The 21,290-nt window shown below is 40.0% G+C and carries 20 protein-coding genes; 5 read left to right on the forward strand and 15 right to left on the reverse strand.

All coding sequences use genetic code 11. The features are described 5' to 3' along the window. Positions 1-8 precede the first annotated feature (8 nt). The 8 genes from GJS41_RS09040 to hisC all read right to left on the reverse strand — a co-directional run bounded on the left by GJS41_RS09040 (position 9) and on the right by hisC (position 6,801). Positions 9-317 (reverse strand): helix-hairpin-helix domain-containing protein, encoded by a 309-nt coding sequence (locus GJS41_RS09040; RefSeq protein ID WP_154247045.1) that lies wholly within the window; start codon positions 315-317, stop codon positions 9-11. A 64-nt stretch (positions 318-381) separates the two neighbouring features. Further along, positions 382-1,089, reverse strand: a complete 708-nt coding sequence (gene pyrF / locus GJS41_RS09045; RefSeq protein WP_154247046.1) for an orotidine-5'-phosphate decarboxylase — start codon at positions 1,087-1,089, stop codon at positions 382-384. Between the two features lie 7 nt (positions 1,090-1,096). Next, the gene (gene lapB, locus GJS41_RS09050; RefSeq protein WP_154247047.1) at positions 1,097-2,272 is read right to left on the reverse strand and encodes a lipopolysaccharide assembly protein LapB; all 1,176 of its coding nucleotides are present in this window, start codon (positions 2,270-2,272) and stop codon (positions 1,097-1,099) included. Between the two features lie 2 nt (positions 2,273-2,274). After that, positions 2,275-2,568 (reverse strand): LapA family protein, encoded by a 294-nt coding sequence (locus GJS41_RS09055; RefSeq protein ID WP_195758378.1) that lies wholly within the window; start codon positions 2,566-2,568, stop codon positions 2,275-2,277. Positions 2,569-2,590: 22 nt separating this feature from the next. After that, positions 2,591-2,893 carry an integration host factor subunit beta gene (gene ihfB, locus GJS41_RS09060; RefSeq protein WP_154247049.1) on the reverse strand — a complete coding sequence of 101 codons (303 nt, stop codon included), beginning with the start codon at positions 2,891-2,893 and terminating at the stop codon, positions 2,591-2,593. A 238-nt stretch (positions 2,894-3,131) separates the two neighbouring features. Then, the gene (gene rpsA / locus GJS41_RS09065; RefSeq protein ID WP_154247050.1) at positions 3,132-4,802 is read right to left on the reverse strand and encodes a 30S ribosomal protein S1; all 1,671 of its coding nucleotides are present in this window, start codon (positions 4,800-4,802) and stop codon (positions 3,132-3,134) included. Between the two features lie 167 nt (positions 4,803-4,969). Further along, positions 4,970-5,659 (reverse strand): (d)CMP kinase, encoded by a 690-nt coding sequence (gene cmk, locus GJS41_RS09070; protein WP_154247051.1) that lies wholly within the window; start codon positions 5,657-5,659, stop codon positions 4,970-4,972. A gap of 38 nt (positions 5,660-5,697) precedes the next feature. After that, positions 5,698-6,801 (reverse strand): histidinol-phosphate transaminase, encoded by a 1,104-nt coding sequence (gene hisC, locus GJS41_RS09075; protein WP_154247052.1) that lies wholly within the window; start codon positions 6,799-6,801, stop codon positions 5,698-5,700. Between the two features lie 206 nt (positions 6,802-7,007). Here hisC and GJS41_RS09080 point away from each other — a divergent pair, with 206 nt between their 5' ends. Next, on the forward strand, positions 7,008-9,221 hold the full coding sequence (locus tag GJS41_RS09080) for a S9 family peptidase (protein WP_154247053.1): 2,214 nt from the start codon (positions 7,008-7,010) through the stop codon (positions 9,219-9,221). A gap of 49 nt (positions 9,222-9,270) precedes the next feature. Here GJS41_RS09080 and ruvA read toward each other — a convergent pair whose 3' ends face one another. From ruvA to aspS, 4 genes are all read right to left on the reverse strand, one after another. Next, positions 9,271-9,888: a Holliday junction branch migration protein RuvA gene (gene ruvA / locus GJS41_RS09085; protein WP_154247054.1), complete on the reverse strand. Its 618-nt coding sequence runs from the start codon at positions 9,886-9,888 to the stop codon at positions 9,271-9,273. Next, entirely contained in the window at positions 9,885-10,427 is a 543-nt protein-coding gene (gene ruvC, locus GJS41_RS09090) for a crossover junction endodeoxyribonuclease RuvC (RefSeq protein WP_154247055.1), read from the reverse strand. The genes ruvA and ruvC overlap by 4 nt, the downstream gene beginning before the upstream one ends. A 102-nt stretch (positions 10,428-10,529) precedes the next feature. Then, positions 10,530-11,273 carry a YebC/PmpR family DNA-binding transcriptional regulator gene (locus GJS41_RS09095; protein ID WP_154247056.1) on the reverse strand — a complete coding sequence of 248 codons (744 nt, stop codon included), beginning with the start codon at positions 11,271-11,273 and terminating at the stop codon, positions 10,530-10,532. A gap of 195 nt (positions 11,274-11,468) precedes the next feature. Beyond that, positions 11,469-13,262: an aspartate--tRNA ligase gene (gene aspS, locus GJS41_RS09100; protein WP_154247057.1), complete on the reverse strand. Its 1,794-nt coding sequence runs from the start codon at positions 13,260-13,262 to the stop codon at positions 11,469-11,471. 286 nt (positions 13,263-13,548) lie between these two features. On the opposite strand from aspS, the gene GJS41_RS09105 reads away from it, so the two are divergent. Further along, positions 13,549-15,198: an amidohydrolase gene (locus GJS41_RS09105; RefSeq protein WP_154247058.1), complete on the forward strand. Its 1,650-nt coding sequence runs from the start codon at positions 13,549-13,551 to the stop codon at positions 15,196-15,198. On the opposite strand, the gene GJS41_RS09110 is transcribed toward GJS41_RS09105, so the two are convergent. Beyond that, the gene (locus GJS41_RS09110) at positions 15,195-15,437 is read right to left on the reverse strand and encodes a hypothetical protein (RefSeq protein WP_154247059.1); all 243 of its coding nucleotides are present in this window, start codon (positions 15,435-15,437) and stop codon (positions 15,195-15,197) included. The genes GJS41_RS09105 and GJS41_RS09110 overlap by 4 nt on opposite strands. Positions 15,438-15,580: 143 nt before the next feature. Between GJS41_RS09110 and GJS41_RS09115 the strand changes: the two genes are divergently transcribed. From GJS41_RS09115 to GJS41_RS09125, 3 genes are read left to right on the forward strand one after another with little or no spacing between them, the layout of a single operon-like run. Beyond that, on the forward strand, positions 15,581-17,293 hold the full coding sequence (locus GJS41_RS09115) for a proline--tRNA ligase (protein ID WP_154247060.1): 1,713 nt from the start codon (positions 15,581-15,583) through the stop codon (positions 17,291-17,293). Positions 17,294-17,306: 13 nt separating this feature from the next. Continuing rightward, positions 17,307-17,888, forward strand: a complete 582-nt coding sequence (locus tag GJS41_RS09120) for a transglycosylase SLT domain-containing protein (RefSeq protein ID WP_154247061.1) — start codon at positions 17,307-17,309, stop codon at positions 17,886-17,888. Then, complete coding sequence (locus GJS41_RS09125; protein WP_154247062.1) at positions 17,889-19,016, forward strand: patatin-like phospholipase family protein; 1,128 nt, start codon at positions 17,889-17,891, stop codon at positions 19,014-19,016. Here the strand turns inward: GJS41_RS09125 and tilS are convergent. Together tilS and accA are read right to left on the reverse strand one after the other, a co-directional pair. After that, positions 18,985-20,265, reverse strand: coding sequence for a tRNA lysidine(34) synthetase TilS (tilS, locus tag GJS41_RS09130; RefSeq protein WP_154247063.1), 1,281 nt, complete (start codon positions 20,263-20,265; stop codon positions 18,985-18,987). The two genes, GJS41_RS09125 and tilS, sit on opposite strands and share 32 nt — an antisense overlap. Further along, complete coding sequence (gene accA / locus GJS41_RS09135; RefSeq protein ID WP_154247064.1) at positions 20,265-21,224, reverse strand: acetyl-CoA carboxylase carboxyl transferase subunit alpha; 960 nt, start codon at positions 21,222-21,224, stop codon at positions 20,265-20,267. The genes tilS and accA overlap by 1 nt, the downstream gene beginning before the upstream one ends. Positions 21,225-21,290 lie beyond the last annotated feature (66 nt).

The following is a 21,290-nucleotide window of genomic DNA, read 5'->3' on the forward strand; positions in this document are numbered from 1 at the left end:
TTGTTGGCTCACAAAACCAGCTTATATTTATTTTTCTCTAAGGTCTTTTCACCAATACCTTTTACAGCCGTTAATTCATTAATCGACTTAAATTCACCATAAGTTTCACGGTATTCAACAATAGCTTGTGCTTTCTTTATGCCAACACCGTTTAAACTAGATGCCAACTGCTCAGCTAAAGCAGTATTGATATTTAGCCGTGCAAGAGCCTGTTCAACTGCAGCTCGTGGTTCTTTATCTTTTGCTATTACGATATTGGACAAGATTGAAGCCGTTAAAGTAATTACCGACAATGTCACGATTGATAGTTTTTTCATTTTTAATCTCCTTTGAAATGAATTCGTCCTTTGACGATATTAATTTATTGGAGATTAATCTTAGCTACAAGTCGATTACTAAGCTTTCAGAGATTTCGCACAAACTTTTTAGTGGATCTGCAGCTTGGGTAATTGGGCGGCCTATCACTAGAAAATCCGAACCCGCCTGGAGTGCTTTTGTAGGCGTCATAATTCTTGATTGATCACCTATATCCGCACCCATAGGACGAATTCCTGGTGTTATCAATTTAAAGTCCTCACCATGCTTGTCTTTCAAGGCTTGCGCTTCCCATGCAGAGCAAACAACTCCATCAAGTCCAGCCTCTTTTGTCAAACCCGCCAAATGTAGTACCTGTTCCGCTAATGTATTTTGATATCCAAGCTTTTTGTAATTTGCTTCATCCATACTAGTAAGCATTGTTACCGCTATTAAGAGCGGTCTATGATCACCATAAGCTTGTACAGCCGCATTGGCCTTCTGCATCATTTCAACGCCACCTATCGCATGAACATTGGTCATCCAAACGCCTAGTTCAGCAGCTGCTCGACAAGCTTTGGCCACTGTATTTGGAATATCATGAAACTTCAAATCTAGAAAAATCTTGAAGTCTTTTTTTACCAGTTTTTTAACGAACTTAGGGCCAAATAAAGTAAACATTTCTTTGCCTACTTTTAGCGCTGCTAAACTTGGATCTAACTGCTCAACTAATGCTAACGCATTTTTTTTATTATCGTAATCGAGTGCTACGATAATTTTTGGATCTTGCTTCATATAAAAGTTACTCGCCTTCTATACCTTGAATGGGTTTAATGGAACTCCAGTCTTTACAACTAGGGCATTGCCAATGAATAATGCGACCATTGAAGCCACAATTATGACATACATAACGAGGTTTTCTTTCAACCAACTTTTCAACGATTCCATCCAGTAACTGCAGGCTAGGTTTAGCTGAGTCGTGAGCATGCTCAATGTGCATACTAATTAATTGATGCAGACCTTTAAGGGAAGGCTTATCTCGCAAATGCATCCCTATATTCTCGGCCGCGGCCCGATCGCCTTGCTCTTTCTTAATGATCTTTGAAAGCTCAATTACTGCTGAAACTCCGGCACCTTTTTCAATACTTTGCTGTAAAAGCTTCACATAACCTTTTTCATCTTTTCGTTGTTCAAAAGCTTCTTTAAGATTGTGCAATGCTTCTGGTAAAAAAGCGATGTCCTGCTCAAGTAGCTTGCTATAGGCTTTTATTGCCGCTTTATAATTTGAATCTTCAAAATATATATCGCCTTGCAATAAACTGGCTCTTACTGAGTTAGGATTAGCCACTAAAGCCTTTTTAATGGTAGCCATTGCTGTTTTTAAATCTTTGGCATTTTTCTTTTCAGTCGCCAGCTCACAGTAGTAATGAGCAATAGCTTTTGATTGCTTTTCGCCCATGACTATTTCTAACTGCTCTGCAGTTTTAGCCGCTTGCTCCCAATCACGAGTTGCTTGGTAAATATTTAAAAGTTGGTGCAAAGAATCTTTTTTATGCTTTGGCTCTGCTAAAAGTTTATCAAACAAGTTGGTAGCGCGGTCGTACATTCCAACAGCTTGATAATCGACAGCCAACTCATATAGGGCTTTATTGTGGTTCTTCTTTGAGAGTTGCGGTCTAGCAATGATATTTTGATGCAGCCTAATCGCTCTATCTACCTCACCTCTTTTGCGAAATAAATGACCTAACGCCATATGAGTATCAACTGTATCAGTATCCACCTGTAGTAGATCTATAAAGGTATCAACGGCTTTATCGGGCTGCTCATTAAGTAAGTAATTTAGACCTTTTATATAATTACTGGAAAGACTAGATGGTTTCAATTCGGATTTGTTTGAGCTTTTTTTACCCACTCGATAGCCAGAGAACACCGCAATAGGCAATAACGCTAATATTGCCATCAACACCCATTCATTCATGCCTAAAGGTCTTCCTTAATCGGCATAGTTCTTAAGTTATTAAGCTCTTGCTCCGCTTTTACTAACTTGCGTTTAGTGTTTTTTAATTGAGTTTTAGTTTTCAACAATGACAAACTAGACATAGATAAGCCAATAATCAAACCAAGAGCTAAACAAACGGTTATCAGCAGCACTAACTGTACTGAAGCTTCTCCAAAAAGGTAGTTGAGTTGAATGGTTTGGTCGTTTTGATTAGCGAACATAAACGCTAACCCAAATGCCGCTAACAGCAATATTATGGCGATAAGTAATCTCACCATTAACTCCTAAAAATTAATATTATGGTTTTATCGGTTTATCTTTACCAGCATTAGTTCGTTCACGTAACTCTTTTCCTGGCTTAAAATGCGGGACATATTTACCATTCAAAGTTACCGACTCACCAGTTTTTGGGTTTCGACCAACTCTTGGCGCGCGATAATGTAAAGAGAAACTCCCAAAACCACGAATTTCAATTCTGTCACCGGTTGCTAATGATTCCGACATTTGGTCAATCAAAGACTTCACTACTAACTCTAAATCGCGGACCGATAACTGTGGGTTTTTATCGACTAATTTTTCGATTAATTGTGATTTTGTCATACATAAATCCTTTGTTCTTTATCGCCAACTGCACAATTTCAAGTAATCATTGTTCGTCTACTTGTTATTTTTCTGACCTTTGAACAACATAAAAAGTTTCAAAATTAGCCATAAAAAACAGCTAACTCATTTAATTATATAACATTTTTCTGCTTTTTGGGGAATAAGATGTAAAAAATTGCAATCATTAAAAAACCCGCCATAAAAGGCGGGTTTTTAAAAAGCTACAAACTAGCGATTAATCGCCCATTTGCTCTTTTAACAAGTCACCTAAAGTTGAAGGTGAAGATGATGGCTTGTCGTTGCTAAACTCTTTGATAGCAGCTTGCTCTTCAGCATGGTCTTTAGCTTTGATAGATAAGCTGATATTACGGCTCTTCTTATCAACACCGACAAACTTAGCTTCAACAGCATCGCCAGCGGCAAAGTGCTTAGTAGCGTCATCAACACGCTCAGAGCTAATGTCTGAAGCACGTAAGTAACCTTCAATACCGTCAGCTAGCTCAACTAAAACGCCTTTCGCATCGACTTCTTTAGCTGTACCTTTAACGATTGAACCTTTAGGGTTAGCCGCTAAGAAGTCAGATAAAGGATCAGCATCAACTTGCTTGATACCTAAAGAGATACGCTCACGCTCAGCATCAACTGCTAATACCACAGCTTCAACTTCGTCGCCTTTCTTGAATTCACGAACAGCTTCTTCGCCAGACAATGTCCAAGAAATATCAGACAAGTGAACTAAACCGTCAATGCCGCCGTTAAGGCCGATGAAGATACCGAAGTCTGTGATTGACTTGATGTTACCAGTAACTTTGTCATTTTTAGCAAAGTTTGCTGCAAACTCATCCCATGGGTTAGGAATACATTGCTTAACACCTAATGAGATACGACGACGTTCCTCGTCAATATCCAACACCATAACTTCAACTTCGTCACCTAAGTTAACGACTTTAGAAGGGTGGATGTTTTTATTAGTCCAATCCATTTCTGAAACGTGTACTAAACCTTCAACACCATCTTCGATTTCAACGAAACAACCGTAGTCAGTTAAGTTAGTCACGCGACCTTGAAGACGAGCGCCTTCTGGGTAACGGTTCATGATGTCTACCCAAGGATCAGAGCCTAATTGCTTGATACCCAGAGATACACGGTTACGCTCACGGTCAAATTTCAATACTTTAACGTCAATTTCGTCACCAACTTGAACTACTTCACTTGGGTGCTTAATGCGCTTCCAAGCCATATCTGTGATGTGCAATAAGCCGTCAACACCACCTAAATCTACGAATGCACCGTAGTCAGTTAAGTTCTTAACGATACCTTTAGCTTCTGAACCTTCTTCAAGGTTAGCAAGCAACTCTTCACGTTCAGCTGAATTCTCAGACTCAATCACTGCGCGACGAGAAACCACAACATTGTTGCGTTTTTGATCTAACTTGATAACTTTAAAATCAAGCTCTACACCTTCAAGGTGTGTCGTATCACGTACTGGACGAACGTCAACCAATGAACCAGGCAAGAATGCACGGATTGATTGAACTTCAACAGTGAAACCACCTTTAACTTTACCAGTGATAACACCTTTAATAGTTTCTTGTGCTTCGTGAGCAGATTCCAACACGCCCCATGCTGCGAAACGCTTAGCGCGCTCACGTGATAGGCGAGTTTCACCGAAACCATCTTCAACTGCGTCTAATGCTACTTGAACTTCGTCACCAACCGTTACTTCCAACTCACCAGTATCACTTAAGAACTGATTACGTGGGATAACGCCTTCAGATTTAAGGCCAGCGTTAACGATCACAACTTCATTATCAATATCAACCACCACACCTGTGATGATTGCGCCTGGACGCATTTCTACGTTAGTTAAACTTTCTTCAAAAAGTTCTGCGAAATTTTCGCTCATTTGTTAGTACCTGATACCTTAATGGACAAAAAAGATAAGTTATCTGCCACATTAAGACTTGTTTCAAAATCACCAGATTAAGATCCGCTAATACTGGGTCAGTTAGTTAAGTTCGCTTATCATCCATGCAAGCAAACGGAATTTTTATAAATCAGCTAGGATTCAATTCAAGAATCATGAATAAAATCAAGTATTTGCTGAACAACCTCATCAATCGTTAAGTCTGTGCTATCGACCTCTAAAGCACCCTGCGCTGGCACCAATGGAGCCACTTCACGGGTACGGTCACGCTCATCCCTTTCAATGATGCTTTTCAAAAGGTGCGGAATACTAGCATTTACACCCTTTTCGGTCAACTGTTTATAGCGCCTATCCGCCCGTATTTCGGGGCTTGCAGTTAAAAAGACCTTATGTTTTGCATCAGTAAAAACCACTGTTCCCATATCCCGGCCATCCGCTACTAAACCTGGTTTTTGGCGAAATTGTCGCTGACGAGTCAAAAGCGCGTCTCGAACTTGTGGAATGGCAGCCACCTTCGACGCCATGGCACTGGTTTCATCCAAACGCAATTGCACGCCAACATTTTCGCCATTGAGAAGAATCGCTTGCTCCGAACCGTCGCTGGATGGCTGGAAAACCACATCCAAATGCAAAGCTGCCTCTTCAATTGCCGGTATATCGTCTAGCGGTATATCATTTTTAATTACCGCCAGCGCGGTCAAACGATACAAAGCCCCGCTATCCAGTAAATGATAACCGAGCTTTGTTGCTAGAATTTGACTGATGGTACCTTTACCTGAGCCGCTCGGGCCATCAATAGTGATTACTACGGTGCTTTCTACATTTTTTTCGCTCATGGCTGTGCTCTCCACATGACCTCGCTTAAGGTTGTCCCTTAACCTTTGCTCATTTCAGTTAAGACACGGATAAACTTAGCATTTTCTTCTTCCAAACCAATCGAAACCCGTAAATGATTTGGCATCTCGTAATTGGCAACAGGCCGAACAATCACACCCTTTTGCAGCATTTCATCATATAAAGGGCCAGCATTTTGCTTCATATCCACAGTGATAAAGTTTGTCACTGAAGAAATATAGTCATAGCCCAACTGATTAAATGCATCAATCAATTGCTGCATTCCGGCTTTATTCACATCTAAAGCGCGCTGTAAATATTCATGGTCATCTAATACCGCTTCAGCCGCCGCTAATGCCAATGAGTTCATATTAAAAGGCTGACGAGGGCGATTGATTAAACCCGTAATTTCTTCATTGGCAACCGCATAACCAGCCCGAACTCCAGCTAACCCGTATGCTTTTGAAAAAGTGCGAGTCACGATGAGGTTCGGGTACTCTTTGATCCATGGAATCGTTTGTGGATATTCAGCAAACTCAACGTATTCATAATAGGCCTCATCCACCACCACTATCACATCATTTGGCACCTTATCCATAAAGGCTTTAAGATCAGTTGAATTATTCCAAGTACCGGTAGGGTTGTTAGGGTTAGCGATAAACACCATGCGAGTGTTAGCATTAATTGCATCTGCAGTCGCTTCTAAATCATGCCCCCAATTTTTGGCAGGAATTTGTACGGCTTTAGCACCAATCGCTTGAGTTACAATTGGGTATACGACAAAAGCGTGTTGAGAGAAAATAACTTCATGCTCAGGTTGCACAAAAACACGGGCAATCAACTCCAGCACATCATTAGATCCGTTGCCAAGCGTTATCTGATTAATATCCACACCACAACGCTCTGCTAGTTTTGCTTTTAAATAATAGCCATTAGCATCAGGATAACGTGCCATTTCAGCAAACTCTTTTTCCATAGCTGCTTGTGCTTTGCTGCTAATACCAATTGGATTTTCATTGCTAGCAAGCTTAACAATATTGGTAATCCCCAGCTCTCTTTCCAGCTCAGAAATCGGCTTACCTGGTTGATAAGGGTGTAATTTTTGAACGCCTGCGCCAGCTAATGCAATAAAATCGCAACTCATGGTTTTCTCCGCTAATCCTGTCGTGTGATTGTTTTATCGAACTTAAATATCCGAGGGCGCGTATTATCCTTGAAAAGCGTTAAGATTTCATCCTACTTTTTTTACAACCAAACAGCTCTGACCATTATAATTTGCTACGAAATTCCGCTAACTACACAAAAAATCTGGTATAACGTCTGCTATCAAAAATTCATTAGGAACTAGGTATGAAATATTTACTCATTTTATTAAGCTTAGCCGCTTTAGCTTTTGGCGTTTATTACGTCATCAATAACAATAAAGACGATCAAGCTAAAGAGGTTCAAAGCAAAGCCTCCGCTCCAATTGCAGCCAGTCAGGAAGCCGCGGTCACTAAACCCGCCGAGCCCCAACCTCCGATAGCTCGCAAAGAAGCATTTGAAATGGTGATACATGATCATAAGCGTGTCGATAACTATTATTGGATGCGCGATGACGAACGTAAAGATCCTGAAATCCTTGCGCACCTTGAAGCAGAAAATGCCTACAAAGAAAAGATGTTGGCACATACCGAAGGACTACAGAAAACTTTATACGATGAAATTGTATCAAGAATAGAAAAAGACAATTCAAGCGTTCCTTATTTTAAAGAAGGTTACTGGTACTATCGTCGCTTTGAAACAGATAAAGAGTACCCAATTTATGCTCGTAAAAAGGGCACCTTAGAAGCCGCAGAAGAAATCATAGTGGATGTTAATGCACATGCGCCAAAAGAAGGTTATTTTTCGATTTCAGGTTTAGAACTTGGTAAAAGCCAGCAGACTTTGGCCTATGCTGAAGATAAAGAGGGTCGCAGAATTTACAACATCAAATTTAAAAACCTTGAAACCGGCAAGATGTACGATGATGTTTTAAAAAACGCGAGCAGCAATATCGTTTGGGCTAATGATGATGAATATTTATTTTATTTACAAAAAGATCCGCAAACTTTATTGGCGGATAAAGTCTATCGCCACAAATTAGGTACGCCTCAATCAGAAGACGTTTTAGTGTATGAAGAAAACAATAAAACTTTCTACACAGGAATTGGCAAAACTATGGATAGCTCCATGCTAATCATTGCTCACTCAAGCACTGAAACTAAAGGCATGAGTTTCTTAGATGCGAACAACCCTGCTGGCGACTTTGAACTATTTTACCCGCTTGAAGAGGGTCATGAATACGGCATCACTAAGTCAGGTGATGATATCTATATTCGTACTAACAAAGGTGCACAAAACTTTCGTTTGATGCAAGCAAGCATTGAAAATAAAGATGACTTCTCCAAGTGGGCTGAGATAATCCCACATGATGAAAACACTCTATTACAAGGCGTCACCGGCTTTAATCAATTCTTAGCACTGAGCGAGCGTAATGGCGGTTTAAGTCGTATTCGATTGATGGACAAAGATTCTGGTGAATTTACCACTATTCCAGCAAAAGACGCCGCTTACGTTATGTCAATGAGCACGAACGTTGATCCAAATGCAAAAACCGTTCGTTATTATTACAGTAGTTTAACCACTCCAGGTTCTACCTATGATTACGATATTGCATCTGGTAAGTCAGAGTTAAAAAAGCAAGATAAAGTGCTTGGCGATTTTGACGCCGATAACTACCATAGCGAACGCATTAGCGTAAAAGCGCGCGATGGCAAAATGGTTCCAGTATCGATTGTTTATCGAAAGAATACTTTCAAAAAAGATGGAACCAATCCTTTGTACCAATATGCCTATGGCTCCTATGGCGCCACCATTGATCCAAGATTCCGCTCTACCATTCTGTCGTTACTCGATCGCGGTTTTGTTTATGCCATTGCCCACATTCGCGGCTCGCAAACATTAGGTCGTCATTGGTATGAAGACGGTAAAATGTTCAATAAAATAAATACTTTTACTGACTTTATTGATGTTACTGATGGATTAGTAGCACAAGGATATGGCCATAAAGATAAAGTCGTGATCGCTGGCGGAAGTGCTGGTGGTTTATTAATGGGTGCGGTGATTAATATGGCGCCAGAGAAATACAAAGCTGTAGCTTCACATGTACCTTTTGTGGACGTGGTAACGACCATGCTAGACGAGTCAATCCCGTTAACCACTAATGAATTTAACGAATGGGGCAATCCAAAAAATAAAGACTCTTATGAGTATATGCTGTCTTACTCACCATACGATCAAATTGAGCGTAAAGAATATCCTAATATGCTAGTCACTACAGGTTTACATGACTCGCAAGTTCAATACTTCGAACCTATGAAATGGGTAGCTAAACTTCGTGAATATAAAACGGGGGATAACAAACTGTTATTCCATACCAATATGGAAGCCGGACATGGCGGCGCCTCAGGACGTTTTCAACGTTTAAAGCAAACCGCTATGGAATATGCCTTCTTTATGGATGAGTTAGGGATGGATAAATAATTTAACGCTAGTTCTAATGCGAAAAAGCCAAGCTAACGCTTGGCTTTTTTTAACCCGCCAATTTCCTTAAAGCCATTCTTATAATTTCTTCTGACTTCAAATCTTCTGTTGCGACTTGTGAGATAGCTTTGCTGGCAATTTGCGGCTTATAACCTAAAGCTACTAGCGCGCTAATCGCTTCTTGAGTTTGATCATTAGAGCGACCAACAGCTGATTGAGCTGGTCTTTCAGTTTGTTCTATCAATTCAGCTGAAACTGACCAATCTTTTAACTTATCGGTCATTTCGATTAATAAACGTTCTGCGGTTTTCTTACCTACACCGGGAAGTTTGACTAATCGATCGACGTTATGATCGTGAACGGTTAATACAAACTCATCCGCTTCCATACCGGACAAAATAGCCAACGCTAGTTTAGGTCCCACGCCATTAACTTTAATTAATTCTCTGAATAACAAACGATCTTTAGCTGATATAAAGCCATACAAAGCATGTAGGTTTTCAGAAATTGATACATGAGTAGAAAGAATGGTTTCTGCACCCTCTTCCGGCAATTGATAGAAAGTCGTCATCGGTACCTGAATTTCATAGCCTACTCCGGCGCTTGTTTCTAGGATGACAAATGGTGGAGTTTTCTCAATTAATATACCGCGTATTCTTCCTATCAACGTAACCGTCCTCTCGCTATTGTTTTGGCGGTGCCTTTGGCACCTGATAATTTATCTAGACCGCTTGCCGTATTGGCATGACACAATGCCACGGCTAACGCATCGGCGGCATCGGCCTGAGGGTTTGATGGTAATTTTAAAATCATTTTCACCATATGCTGAACTTGCGTTTTATCAGCAGCACCGGTTCCAACCACCGATTGCTTTACTTTTCTAGCCGGGTATTCAGCCACTGGCAAAGCATAATGGCTAGCACCAACAATGGCAGCGCCTCTAGCTTGTCCTAACTTTAATGCTGAGTCTGCATTTTTAGATAAAAAAACTGACTCGATCGCAAATTCATCGGGTTTAAACTCAAGGATTAACTCGCAGACGGAATCAAAGATTTGTTTTAGTTTTTGGTCCAACGAGCCATCTTTAATACGAATACAGCCACTGGTAATATATTTAGGTTTATTATGGGGAATGCCATCACCCACTTGGATAATACCAAATCCAGTGATTCGTGAGCCAGGGTCAATTCCAAGGATGACAGCCATAGTGTATTTTATTAGAAGTTATGAGTGTTAAGTATGTTTCTATAAAGGTGTATTGTAAAGCCAAGAGAAGAGGTTTTAATTCTTATCTTGGCTTATTAGATACTAAACTAGTTCGTAAGATTCAGCAGGAATATTCGCATTGGTATAAACATTTTGAACATCATCCAACTCTTCCAACAAATCAATTAAGCGCAAAACCTTTGCACCGTCTTTGATATCTAGATCCGCTTGAGTGGATGGCAACATCGCAACTTCAGCATTTTCGGCCTTAAAACCCGCGTTTTCCAACAAGTCCTTTATAGTCATAAAGTCTTCCCATGGAGCAAGGACTTCTAAAGAACCATCTTCATGAGTGATAATATCATCAGCTCCAGCATCAAGCGCAGCTTCCATCAAAGCATCTTCATCAGTTTCAGCAGAATAGATATATTGACCTTTACGCTCAAACAAATACGCCACCGAACCAGAAGTTCCTAAATTACCTCCGCTTTTAGTAAAAGCAAAGCGAACTTCGCCAACAGTACGATTTTTATTATCAGTCATACTTTCAACTAAAACCGCAACACCGCCAGGACCATAACCTTCATAGGTCAGTTCATCATAATTTTCACCTTCGGTATTACCTGCACCACGCGCCACTGCTTTTTCAATCGTATCGCGTTTCATATTGGCGCCTAAGGCTTTATCGATGGCAGCTCTTAAGCGTGGATTATCATCTGGTTCTGCACCACCTGCCTTTGCGGCAACGACTAATTCACGAATAACTTTAGTGAATATTTTTCCTCGTTTAGCATCTTGTGCTGCTTTTCTGTGTTTAATGTTAGCCCATTTACTGTGACCAGCCATTTTTATTCTCCTTTCGAACTTTGGGTCGTCATAAATTCTTCTAGGTAAAGTTTATACCTTGAATTCATGCTGCCATAGGCTATTTAACCGTAGCCACGACCCTATTTTATCTTTTAGAAAGCAAACCTTCTCATTTGGTTTAGCTTCATAACTATTTACCTAAAGTTCTTAATGTCTTCAGGCCTCAATCGATAGTTACGAGATAGATTCGTTAGGTTTTTCTCTTGGCCTCTTTTGAGTAGCATCCTTTTTAGTGACTTCAATTCCTAACTCTTCCAATTGAGCAGTTTCAATTTTACTTGGTGCCTGCGTTAATGGACATGATGCCGTTGTAGTTTTTGGGAATGCTATGACATCACGAATTGAGTCAGAGCCAACCATTAACATCACTAGACGATCTAAACCAAATGCTAAACCACCATGAGGAGGACAACCAAACTTTAAAGCATCTAGCAAGAAACCGAATTTCTCTTGCTGCTCATTTTCATCAATACCTAAAATATCAAAAACCGCTTCTTGCATATCTTGGTTATGGATCCGAACTGAGCCACCGCCAACTTCACTGCCATTTAAAACCATGTCATAGGCTTTCGATAGAGTACCTGTTGGATTAGCTTTAACTGCAGCCACATCCAAATCTTTTGGTGCAGTGAATGGATGGTGTAAAGCATGCACATGACCATCAATTTCTTCAAACATTGGGAAATCAACTACCCACAATGGTTTCCAATCGTTAGAAACTAAGTTTAAATCTTCTGCCGTTTTTAAGCGTAAAGCACCCATCGCATCCGCAACAACACGTTTAGTATCGGAACCGAAGAAGATGATATCACCTGCCACCGCGCCGACTTTTGAGACTATGGCTGCGGCGACATCGTCACCAATAAACTTAATGATTGGGCTTTGTAAGCCATCATCATTAACTTTAATCCAAGCTAAACCTTTAGCGCCATATACGCCAACGAATTTGGTGTATTCATCGATTTGTTTACGACTAAATTGAGCACCAGCTGGAACTCTTAACGCTGCAACACGCGAATTTTCGTCATTTGCAGGGCCTGCAAAAACTTTAAACTCTACATCTTTCAATTCGTCATCAACCGTAACTAATTCGGTATCCATTCGTAAGTCTGGTTTATCAGAACCATAACGATCCATTGCTTCGGCATAACTCATGCGCGGGAACACTGGCATCTCAATTCCTTTAAGTTCACTGAATAAATGGCGGATCATACCTTCCATCAAGTTCATGATTTCTTCTTGATCAAGGAACGACGTTTCAATATCCAGTTGGGTAAATTCTGGCTGACGATCCGCACGCAAGTCTTCATCACGGAAACATTTTACGATTTGATAATAACGATCAAAGCCAGCCATCATCAACAATTGTTTAAACAACTGTGGCGATTGAGGCAAAGCATAGAAAGAACCGTTCTTAACTCGACTTGGTACTAAGTAATCTCGAGCACCTTCCGGCGTTGCCTTAGTCAAAATTGGCGTTTCCACATCAACAAAGCCATGCTCATCCATATAACGGCGCATAGCACTAGTCACTTTATGGCGAAACAATAACTTGTCTTGCATCTCTGGACGACGCAAATCTAAATAGCGGTATTTCAGGCGCATTTCTTCCGATGCTTCCAAGTTTTCATCAATTGGAATCGCAGGTGGTTGCGCTTTATTTAATATCGTAATTTCTTGTGCCAAGACCTCAATATCACCAGAAGCCATATTTTTATTTACCATATCTTCAGGGCGAGCTCTAACGGTTCCTTTCACCTGAATTACAAATTCATTGCGCAGTTGTTCTGCGGTTTCAAACAACTCTTTAAAATCAGGATCAATAACCACTTGCAATACACCGGTTCTATCTCTTAATTGCAAAAAGATAAGACCGCCTAAATCACGGCGTCTGTGCACCCAACCTGCAATTGTAACTGATTGATTTTCATTGTTTTTTGAAAGTTCACCACAGTAGTGGCTGCGCATATTTGTGCTCATGTAAATTAGTATCCGAAATAGTAAATTCTTGGTGTAAATTAGGCCCTAGCCTAAGAAGCGCTATATGGTACGCCAGACCTTAGGTCTAAGCAAGCTGCAAGCCTTATAGTTGCTGGCTTTTCGCAGTATTTATTAGGTTCCTAATAAATAGTTTATGGATATTACAAGGGAAGTTGTTTCATTTTGAGTTTTATTACTCAAGCTTAGTTAATTTTTCTTTTCATGAGCAAGTGACTGTATTAGATTAAGCAAAACCTTAAACAATATCAGCCCCATGAAAAAACTCTTTCTCGCCATATTATTGATGTTTAGCACCCAAGCCTGGGGGTTAGCGACTCTTATTCACAATGTTAAGGGTTACTCTATCAACCAAGGAGAACTGGTGGAGTTTGAGGCTATTTTATTCGAGGGCGAGACCGTTATTGGTATTGGAGAACGTGAAGAGTTAGCCAAAAAAGTCAGTTTTAGTAGAGCCATTGACGGCCAAGGAAAAACCTTATTACCAGGTCTAATTGACTCTCATGGTCATCTTCTTGGCCTAGGGAATAACCTACAGGAGATTGATTTAAGAGGAATACAAAGTGAGTCGCTATCCGCTAGCAAAGTCGCAGAGTATATTAACAAACACCCCAAGAAGCGTTGGTTTATTGGTCGTGGCTGGAATCAAGTTTTATGGGACTCTAATACATTCCCTACTAAAAAATCTCTGGACAAAATCAATACCGACAAACCTATTTGGTTAAGTAGAGTGGATGGTCACGCAGGCTGGGCAAACTCAAAAGCATTAGAGCTTGCAGGTATCAATAGAAACACACCTGATCCAAAAGGCGGTAAAATCATTAAAGACAAGGAAGGAAACCCTACTGGTGTGCTCATCGATACTGCCATGGGTATGGTTACGGAAAAAATTCCTGAGCAAAATGCTGATGAAATAGAAACCTCTTTAGATATTGCATTTGAACACCTAATCCAACTGGGCATTACTTCTGTACACGATGCCGGCGTTAGTTTCCCTACCTATAAATCTATGCTGAAAATGTCTGAAAAGAAAGAAATCCCTTTAAGAGTTTATGGCATGTTATCAGGCAGCGATGAATACCTAGGAGCCATGCTTAAATTAGGAAAAATTGATGATTCATTCTTGAAGATACAATCGGTTAAACTTTACACCGATGGCGCATTGGGATCTCGCGGCGCAGCTTTAATCGAGCCTTATTCTGATGACGCCGATAACGTAGGCTTATTATTTCATTCTGACAAGGTGCTAAAGAGCAAGTTCGATTTAATCAATCAATATGACTTTCAAATTAATGTGCATGCCATTGGTGACAAAGGTAACCGACAAGTTTTAGATACTTTTGAGAAGTTAGATAAAAAAAATTCGATTCAATCTTCACGCCACCGAATAGAGCATGCGCAAGTGGTGGCACTAGAAGATATACCCCGCTTTACAAAATTAGGCGTTATTGCTTCAATGCAACCTACGCACGCCACCTCAGATATGAATATGGCTGAGGATCGCGTTGGTTCTGAGCGAATTAAGGGAGCTTATGCTTGGCGTACTATGCTAAATAATGATGTCTTGATTGCCTCAGGTTCAGATTTTCCTGTTGAGCTTGCTAACCCTTTCCATGGTTTATTCTCAGCGGTGAAGCGACAAAGCCATGATAATCAACCAAAAGATGGCTGGTACTCTAATGAAGCTCTTTCGATTAAAGAGGCCTTGGCTAGCTTTACCGTCAATGGCGCCTATGCTTCATTTTGGGAAAAGCATATAGGCTCGCTAGAGAAAGGCAAAAAAGCGGACTTCATATTAGTTGATAAAGATTTATTTAGTGACGAGCTAAATAAAATTTGGGATACAAAAGTACACCAAACCTGGATAAATGGAATTCAGGTTTTTGACAGAAAAGCTAAAAACTAGTCTATTTTGGGTAGTTCGCTTTTCTTAATTCTTTTAACTGGTGGGTTTACCCAAACAGTTCTTAGATTTCCAGCAGATGATAGTCTTGCTCTTTCTACAGCACTAATCTTTCTATAATCTAAGACATAAACGTAATCATCACCAGATGATTTAGCGCTAGTATACTTTGAAGAACTTGAGCAAGAAGCCAATAAACTAGCAGAAATTATCAATGTTAATGAAAATGAGAAAGTCTTCATACACAACTCCTGATTAATTCATACAGACTAATACTCTATAAATATAGACTACTTTTTATACAATTTGCAAGTTTACCGATTTGTGCTTTAGCCCTTTATATAACCTTGTTACAATGCCTTAACTAAAAAACTAAGACGAAACAATGCGTACCAGTAACTATTTATTATCAACTCTTCGCGAAGATCCAAGTGATGCTGAGCTAATTAGTCATAAACTTATGCTACGTGCGGGAATGATCCGCAAAATTGCTTCAGGCATGTATACTTGGCTACCCACAGGTTTGCGGGTTTTAAGAAAAGTAGAGTCCATTGTCAGAGAAGAAATGAATACTTCTGGCGCCATAGAAGTTTTAATGCCCGCTGTTCAGCCTGCAGATTTATGGGAAGAATCGGGTCGCTGGGATCAGTTTGGTCCAGAGTTATTACGTTTTAAAGATCGCCATAATCGTGATTTTTGTTTGGGGCCAACACATGAAGAAATTATTACCACTTTGGTTCGTGATGAAATTAATAGCTACAAGCAACTACCAACGAATCTCTACCAAATTCAAACTAAGTTCCGTGACGAAGTTCGTCCACGTTTTGGCGTAATGCGAGCTCGCGAATTTTTAATGAAAGATGCCTATTCTTTCCATGCGGATCAAAGTTCTTTAGAAGATACTTATACAGTGATGCATCAAACCTACTGCAATATATTTGATCGCATAGGTTTAGATTATCGCCCTGTAATAGCTGACACAGGCTCTATCGGTGGCTCTACCTCGCATGAATTCCATGTGCTAGCAGCGTCTGGTGAAGACGCAATCGCTTTTAGTACCGAAAGTGATTACGCCGCGAATGTTGAAAAAGCGGAAAGTTTATCTCCACAGATTGAACGCCCTGACGCCTCAACCGAGTTAGTTAAAGTTGAAACCCCAAATTGTAAAACCATTGATGCCGTTGCGGATTTTTTGAACATCAATGCCAAGCAAACTATTAAAACTTTATTAGTTAAAGGTGCAACCGAAGCATCTCCAATAGTTTGTTTAATTCTTCGTGGTGACCATACTCTTAATGAGGTTAAAGCCGAAAAACACCCTCTTATTCAATCTCCAGTAGAGTTTGTTGATAAAGTCGAGACCATAAAAGAAGCCACAGGAGCGACGCCAGGCTCATTAGGACCAGTTAATTTAAAGATGACAATTCTAGTGGATAGAGATGCTGCAACATTAGCGGATTTCGTCTGCGGAGCCAATGAAGATGGCTTCCACTTTACTGGTGTCAATTGGGAACGCGATGCTAGTTATAGCGAAGTTTTTGATTTTAGAGAAGTGGTAGCTGGTGATAAAAGTCCAGACGGTAAAGGTGAATTAGAAATCAAACGAGGCATTGAAGTTGGCCATATCTTCCAATTGGGTACTAAGTATTCTGAAGCCATGAATGCTACGGTCCTGGATCAGAATGGAAAAGCCCTAACTATGAGTATGGGTTGCTATGGTATTGGAGTTTCTAGAATTGTTGCTGCTGCTATTGAACAAAACCATGACGATTATGGTATTGTATGGCCTGATGCTATTGCCCCCTTCCAAATTGCCATTGTTCCAATGAATATGCATAAATCAGAAGAAGTGCAAAAAGTTTCAGAAGAGCTTTATGTCAAACTGCAACAACAAGGAATTGAAGTATTATTTGATGATCGCAAAGAACGCGCCGGCGTAATGTTCTCAGATATGGAACTTATCGGCGTGCCCCATCGCGTGGTTATTAGTGATCGCGGTTTAAAAAATAATACTGTTGAATATAAAGCTCGCCAAGGTGCTGATAAGCAAGACATAGAGTTAAGTAACTTAGATGCATTCTTGGAAACTTTGTTCTAAAACAGTAGATATCATGAGTTTTATATCATCAATCAAAAGAAGCTTATTAGTGGTTATATTGTTAACCACTAGCGTTTTTGTACAAGCGCAAGAAGACCCTGGCCAAGCCTTTAAAGATGAACTTAAATCTTTACTCAATGCTGAGCATCATTTTGTTGATGAATATGATGCAAAAGTTTGGATGAAAGATATGTCCATTCGGTTAGCTAAGCGCGCCCCACACATCCCTGAAAAGGAACGCTTAAAGATTCTTGCCCTAGTGCATAAACACTCCAATGCTGCAGGAGTGGATCCACAAATGGTACTTGCCATTATGGAAGTGGAGTCGAATTTTGACCGTTATGCTTTATCTGTGGCTTATGCTAGAGGATTAATGCAAATCATGCCCTTTTGGATAAAAGAAATCGGTACACCTGAAGATGATTTGTTTGATATAGAAACCAATATTAAGTACGGCTGTTATATCTATAAGCTGTATTTAAAGTATGAAAAAGGCAATACCACATTAGCACTTGGTCGCTACAATGGTTCACGCGGAAAAATGAAATATCCTAGAAAAGTATATGCAGCATTAAGAAAGCGCTGGGCTCTGTAAATGACCGACTCGCAAGCATTAGTCTTAAGCGGTGGCGGTGCTCGCGCGGCTTATCAAATTGGAGTTCTTAATGCTGTTAATGAAATCTTATCACAACCTAAAGAAAGTCCTTTTTCCATTATCACAGGCGTTTCTGCAGGCGCTATTAATGGAACCGTTTTAGCGACTCACAATCACCAATTCTCACATGGCTTAGCAAGACTATCGAAGATTTGGCAGAACTTTCAACCTAATCAAGTATATAAAACTGGCGCAGGCCATCTTTCTAAAAACTTTTTTCACTGGTTATGGGCGTTAGCTAAACCGAAAAATCAAAATCAAAAAGCCATTTCTTTATTGGATAATTCGCCGTTAGAAAGTTTGCTAGCAAGTATGGTGCAATTCGAATCCATTGATTCAAATATTCAACTGGGAAACTTAACTGCCCTTTGTACCACCAGTTATGATTACAACAATGGCGACTCTGTTAGTTTTCACCAAAGCACCAACAACAAGTCTTGGAAAAGATATCGCCGTAGAGGACAAGCAGCAACCATTAGTCTTGATCACTTAATGGCCTCAGCTGCTATTCCAGTAATATTTCCGTCTAGAAAGATCGGAGCTACTCACTACGGTGATGGTGCATTGCGTTTTTTAGCGCCCTTAAGTCCTGCATTACATTTAAATGCCAATAAATTATTTGTGATTACAGTAAATCCATTGAAAGCTGAAGAACAAAAACATACGGAAATCCCTTCTATTGGCGATATAAGCGGTCATTTACTGAATAGTATTTTTGTGGATAGCTTAGAAAGCGATATTGAACGTCTGCGCAGAGTTAATGAACTTTTGAGCCATATCCCAGATGATGACATTATTAAGAGTCAGCTAGCTTTGCGGCCTATCGATGCCTTAATTATTTCACCCAGCATCGACCCAGCAGAGCTGGCTGGACAATACTTTGAAGCTCTTCCAAAAAGCTTAAAATTCTTTTTTAAACGCATTGGAATAGCCGCAGATAAAGGCGAGAATATCCTTAGCTATTTATTGTTTTATGCACCTTTCACTCAGCACTTAATGCAAATTGGATTCCAAGATGCGATGCAAGAAAAAGAGGCTATAACAGCTTTCTTTTCTGAACAAAAATAACTTTTCCTTGATACACCACTAACAAAGCAGATGCCCGTAGCCAACTAGGTACATCATTTTCCTGGAAGTAATTCTTTAATGTTTGCCCATGCTCTTTATTAGGATGATAAAATTTATCACCTTCTGCTCGATATCTAACAATCACCTGCTGGTCTCGAAGCTCAGGCCACATCTCAAGGACATCTTTAACCAAGATCGTTTGCTTATTCGCACCATTAAAATTGTTAGTCAATGTCCATTGCCATTCTTGAGATGGATTAAATTTTTCCAAAGGGTCTGATAATAAGTAGATATGATTTTTATAACGTCTTAATTGATAAGCCTCAATATCAATGCAGGGATTTATATCAGATTGAGTATTTAGAAACTGAGATTTTATTTCTTGTAATAAAACTCTTGACGGCATTTTTATATTAAATTTCGCAAACCAATATCTTAATAAATTAGACTGGCGTTCACTAGATAACACTTCAAGTTTACTAATGTCCAATCTGCTTTGATCAAACGCATCTTGATAGTCTAGTTGCGCTAATTCTTCAAGTAGTAACTGCGTTGCTGCAAAGTTCTCTGCCGAATTAGCTAAAGTCTCGGAAACTTGAGGCCAATGCTTGCTAAGTTCAGGAATGATTTTATGGCGCAGAAAATTTCTGCTAAATGCTATATCTTGATTAGAATTATCTTCAATATGTTTTAGCTGATATTTCTGAATATAGTCTGCTATAGCATCTTGAGACACTTTTAATAACGGCCTTGCATGCCAGCCTGCTGCAAAACATTTGCTGTAAGGCATTGCCGAAAGGCCTTTAACTCCTGCGCTTCGAAGGAGTTGTAATAACACTGTTTCTGCCTGGTCATCTTGGTGCTGAGCTGTTACTAAACAAGATTGCGCGTCAACAAACTGACTTAAAGCTTGATAACGAGCATTTCTAGCTGCTTGCTCTAAACTTGCTTGCCTTCGATTAACAACTACTTTTACTGATGAATAATTAATACCCAGTGTTTCGCAAAGCTCTTGATTGAATGTGCCCCATTCTAGTGACTCTGCTTGTAAACCATGATCAATATACACTGCTTGAAGAACAAAATTTTTAGCATGCTTAGATAAAGCGTTCAACAAACACACTGAGTCTTTGCCGCCGCTTAATGCGATGACTAATTTACGAATTTTGGGATGTTCAGAAACGAGAAAAGCCAGAAACTCATTTACCGCTTGAGTTACTGGCTCTTTTGAACCACTACTAATGCTCATTAGTCTTCGCTGACAGTTCCTACCGCCATTAATTTTTCATAGCGCTTATTCAGCAGAGTATTTTCATCCAAGGATTCGAGGTATTCTAAATCTTCTAATAAGCGTTGCTTAAGATTAGTCGCCATCAAAGGGTAGTCACGGTGAGCACCACCTTTAGGTTCTGCTACAATCGCATCAATAAGACCTAGCTCTTTAATACGTTCCGCGGTAATACCCATAGCCGATGCTGCCTCTTCTGCTTTTTCAGCGCTCTTCCACAAAATCGAAGCACAACCTTCAGGAGAAATAACTGAATAGGTAGAGTATTGCAGCATATTGACTCTATCGCCTACCCCGATGGCAAGAGCTCCACCAGAACCACCTTCACCAATTACAGTCGCCACAACAGGTACCTTTAAGGTAGCCATCACTTTTAAGTTACGGGCAATAGCTTCAGATTGGCCGCGCTCCTCTGCACCAACACCAGGGAATGCTCCTGGAGTATCGATAAAAGTAAAAATAGGGATTTGAAAACGCTCAGCTAATTCCATTAAACGTTTTGCCTTACGATATCCTTCAGGACGAGACATACCAAAATTATGCTTAATTTTTTCTTTAGTATCGCGGCCTTTTTGATGTCCAATCACAACAACAGGTTTACCATCAAGTCGAGCCATACCGCCAACAATAGACGCATCATCAGCATAAGCTCTATCGCCCGCTAACTCATCAAAGTCTGTGAAGATGTGCTCAATATAATCGCGTGTATATGGACGCTGTGGATGGCGTGCCAGTTGAGCGACCTGCCAAGGCGATAAATCCTTAAAGATCTGCTCAGTTAATTCATTGGATTTTGCTTTTAAACGATCAATTTCTTCGCTGATATTTAATTCTTTATCTTCACCCATCAAGCGGAGCTCGTCGATCTGGGCTTCTAATTCTGCAATTGGTCGTTCAAAATCTAAAAAGTTTAAACTCATGTTGGTATTAATCTTTATATGTTTAAAGCTATCTTGGCTGACTATTCTACTTTTTTGTGCTTGTTA

It is taken from the genome of Kangiella sp. HZ709 (assembly GCF_009674675.1).
Taxonomy (GTDB): Bacteria; Pseudomonadota; Gammaproteobacteria; order Enterobacterales; family Kangiellaceae; genus Kangiella.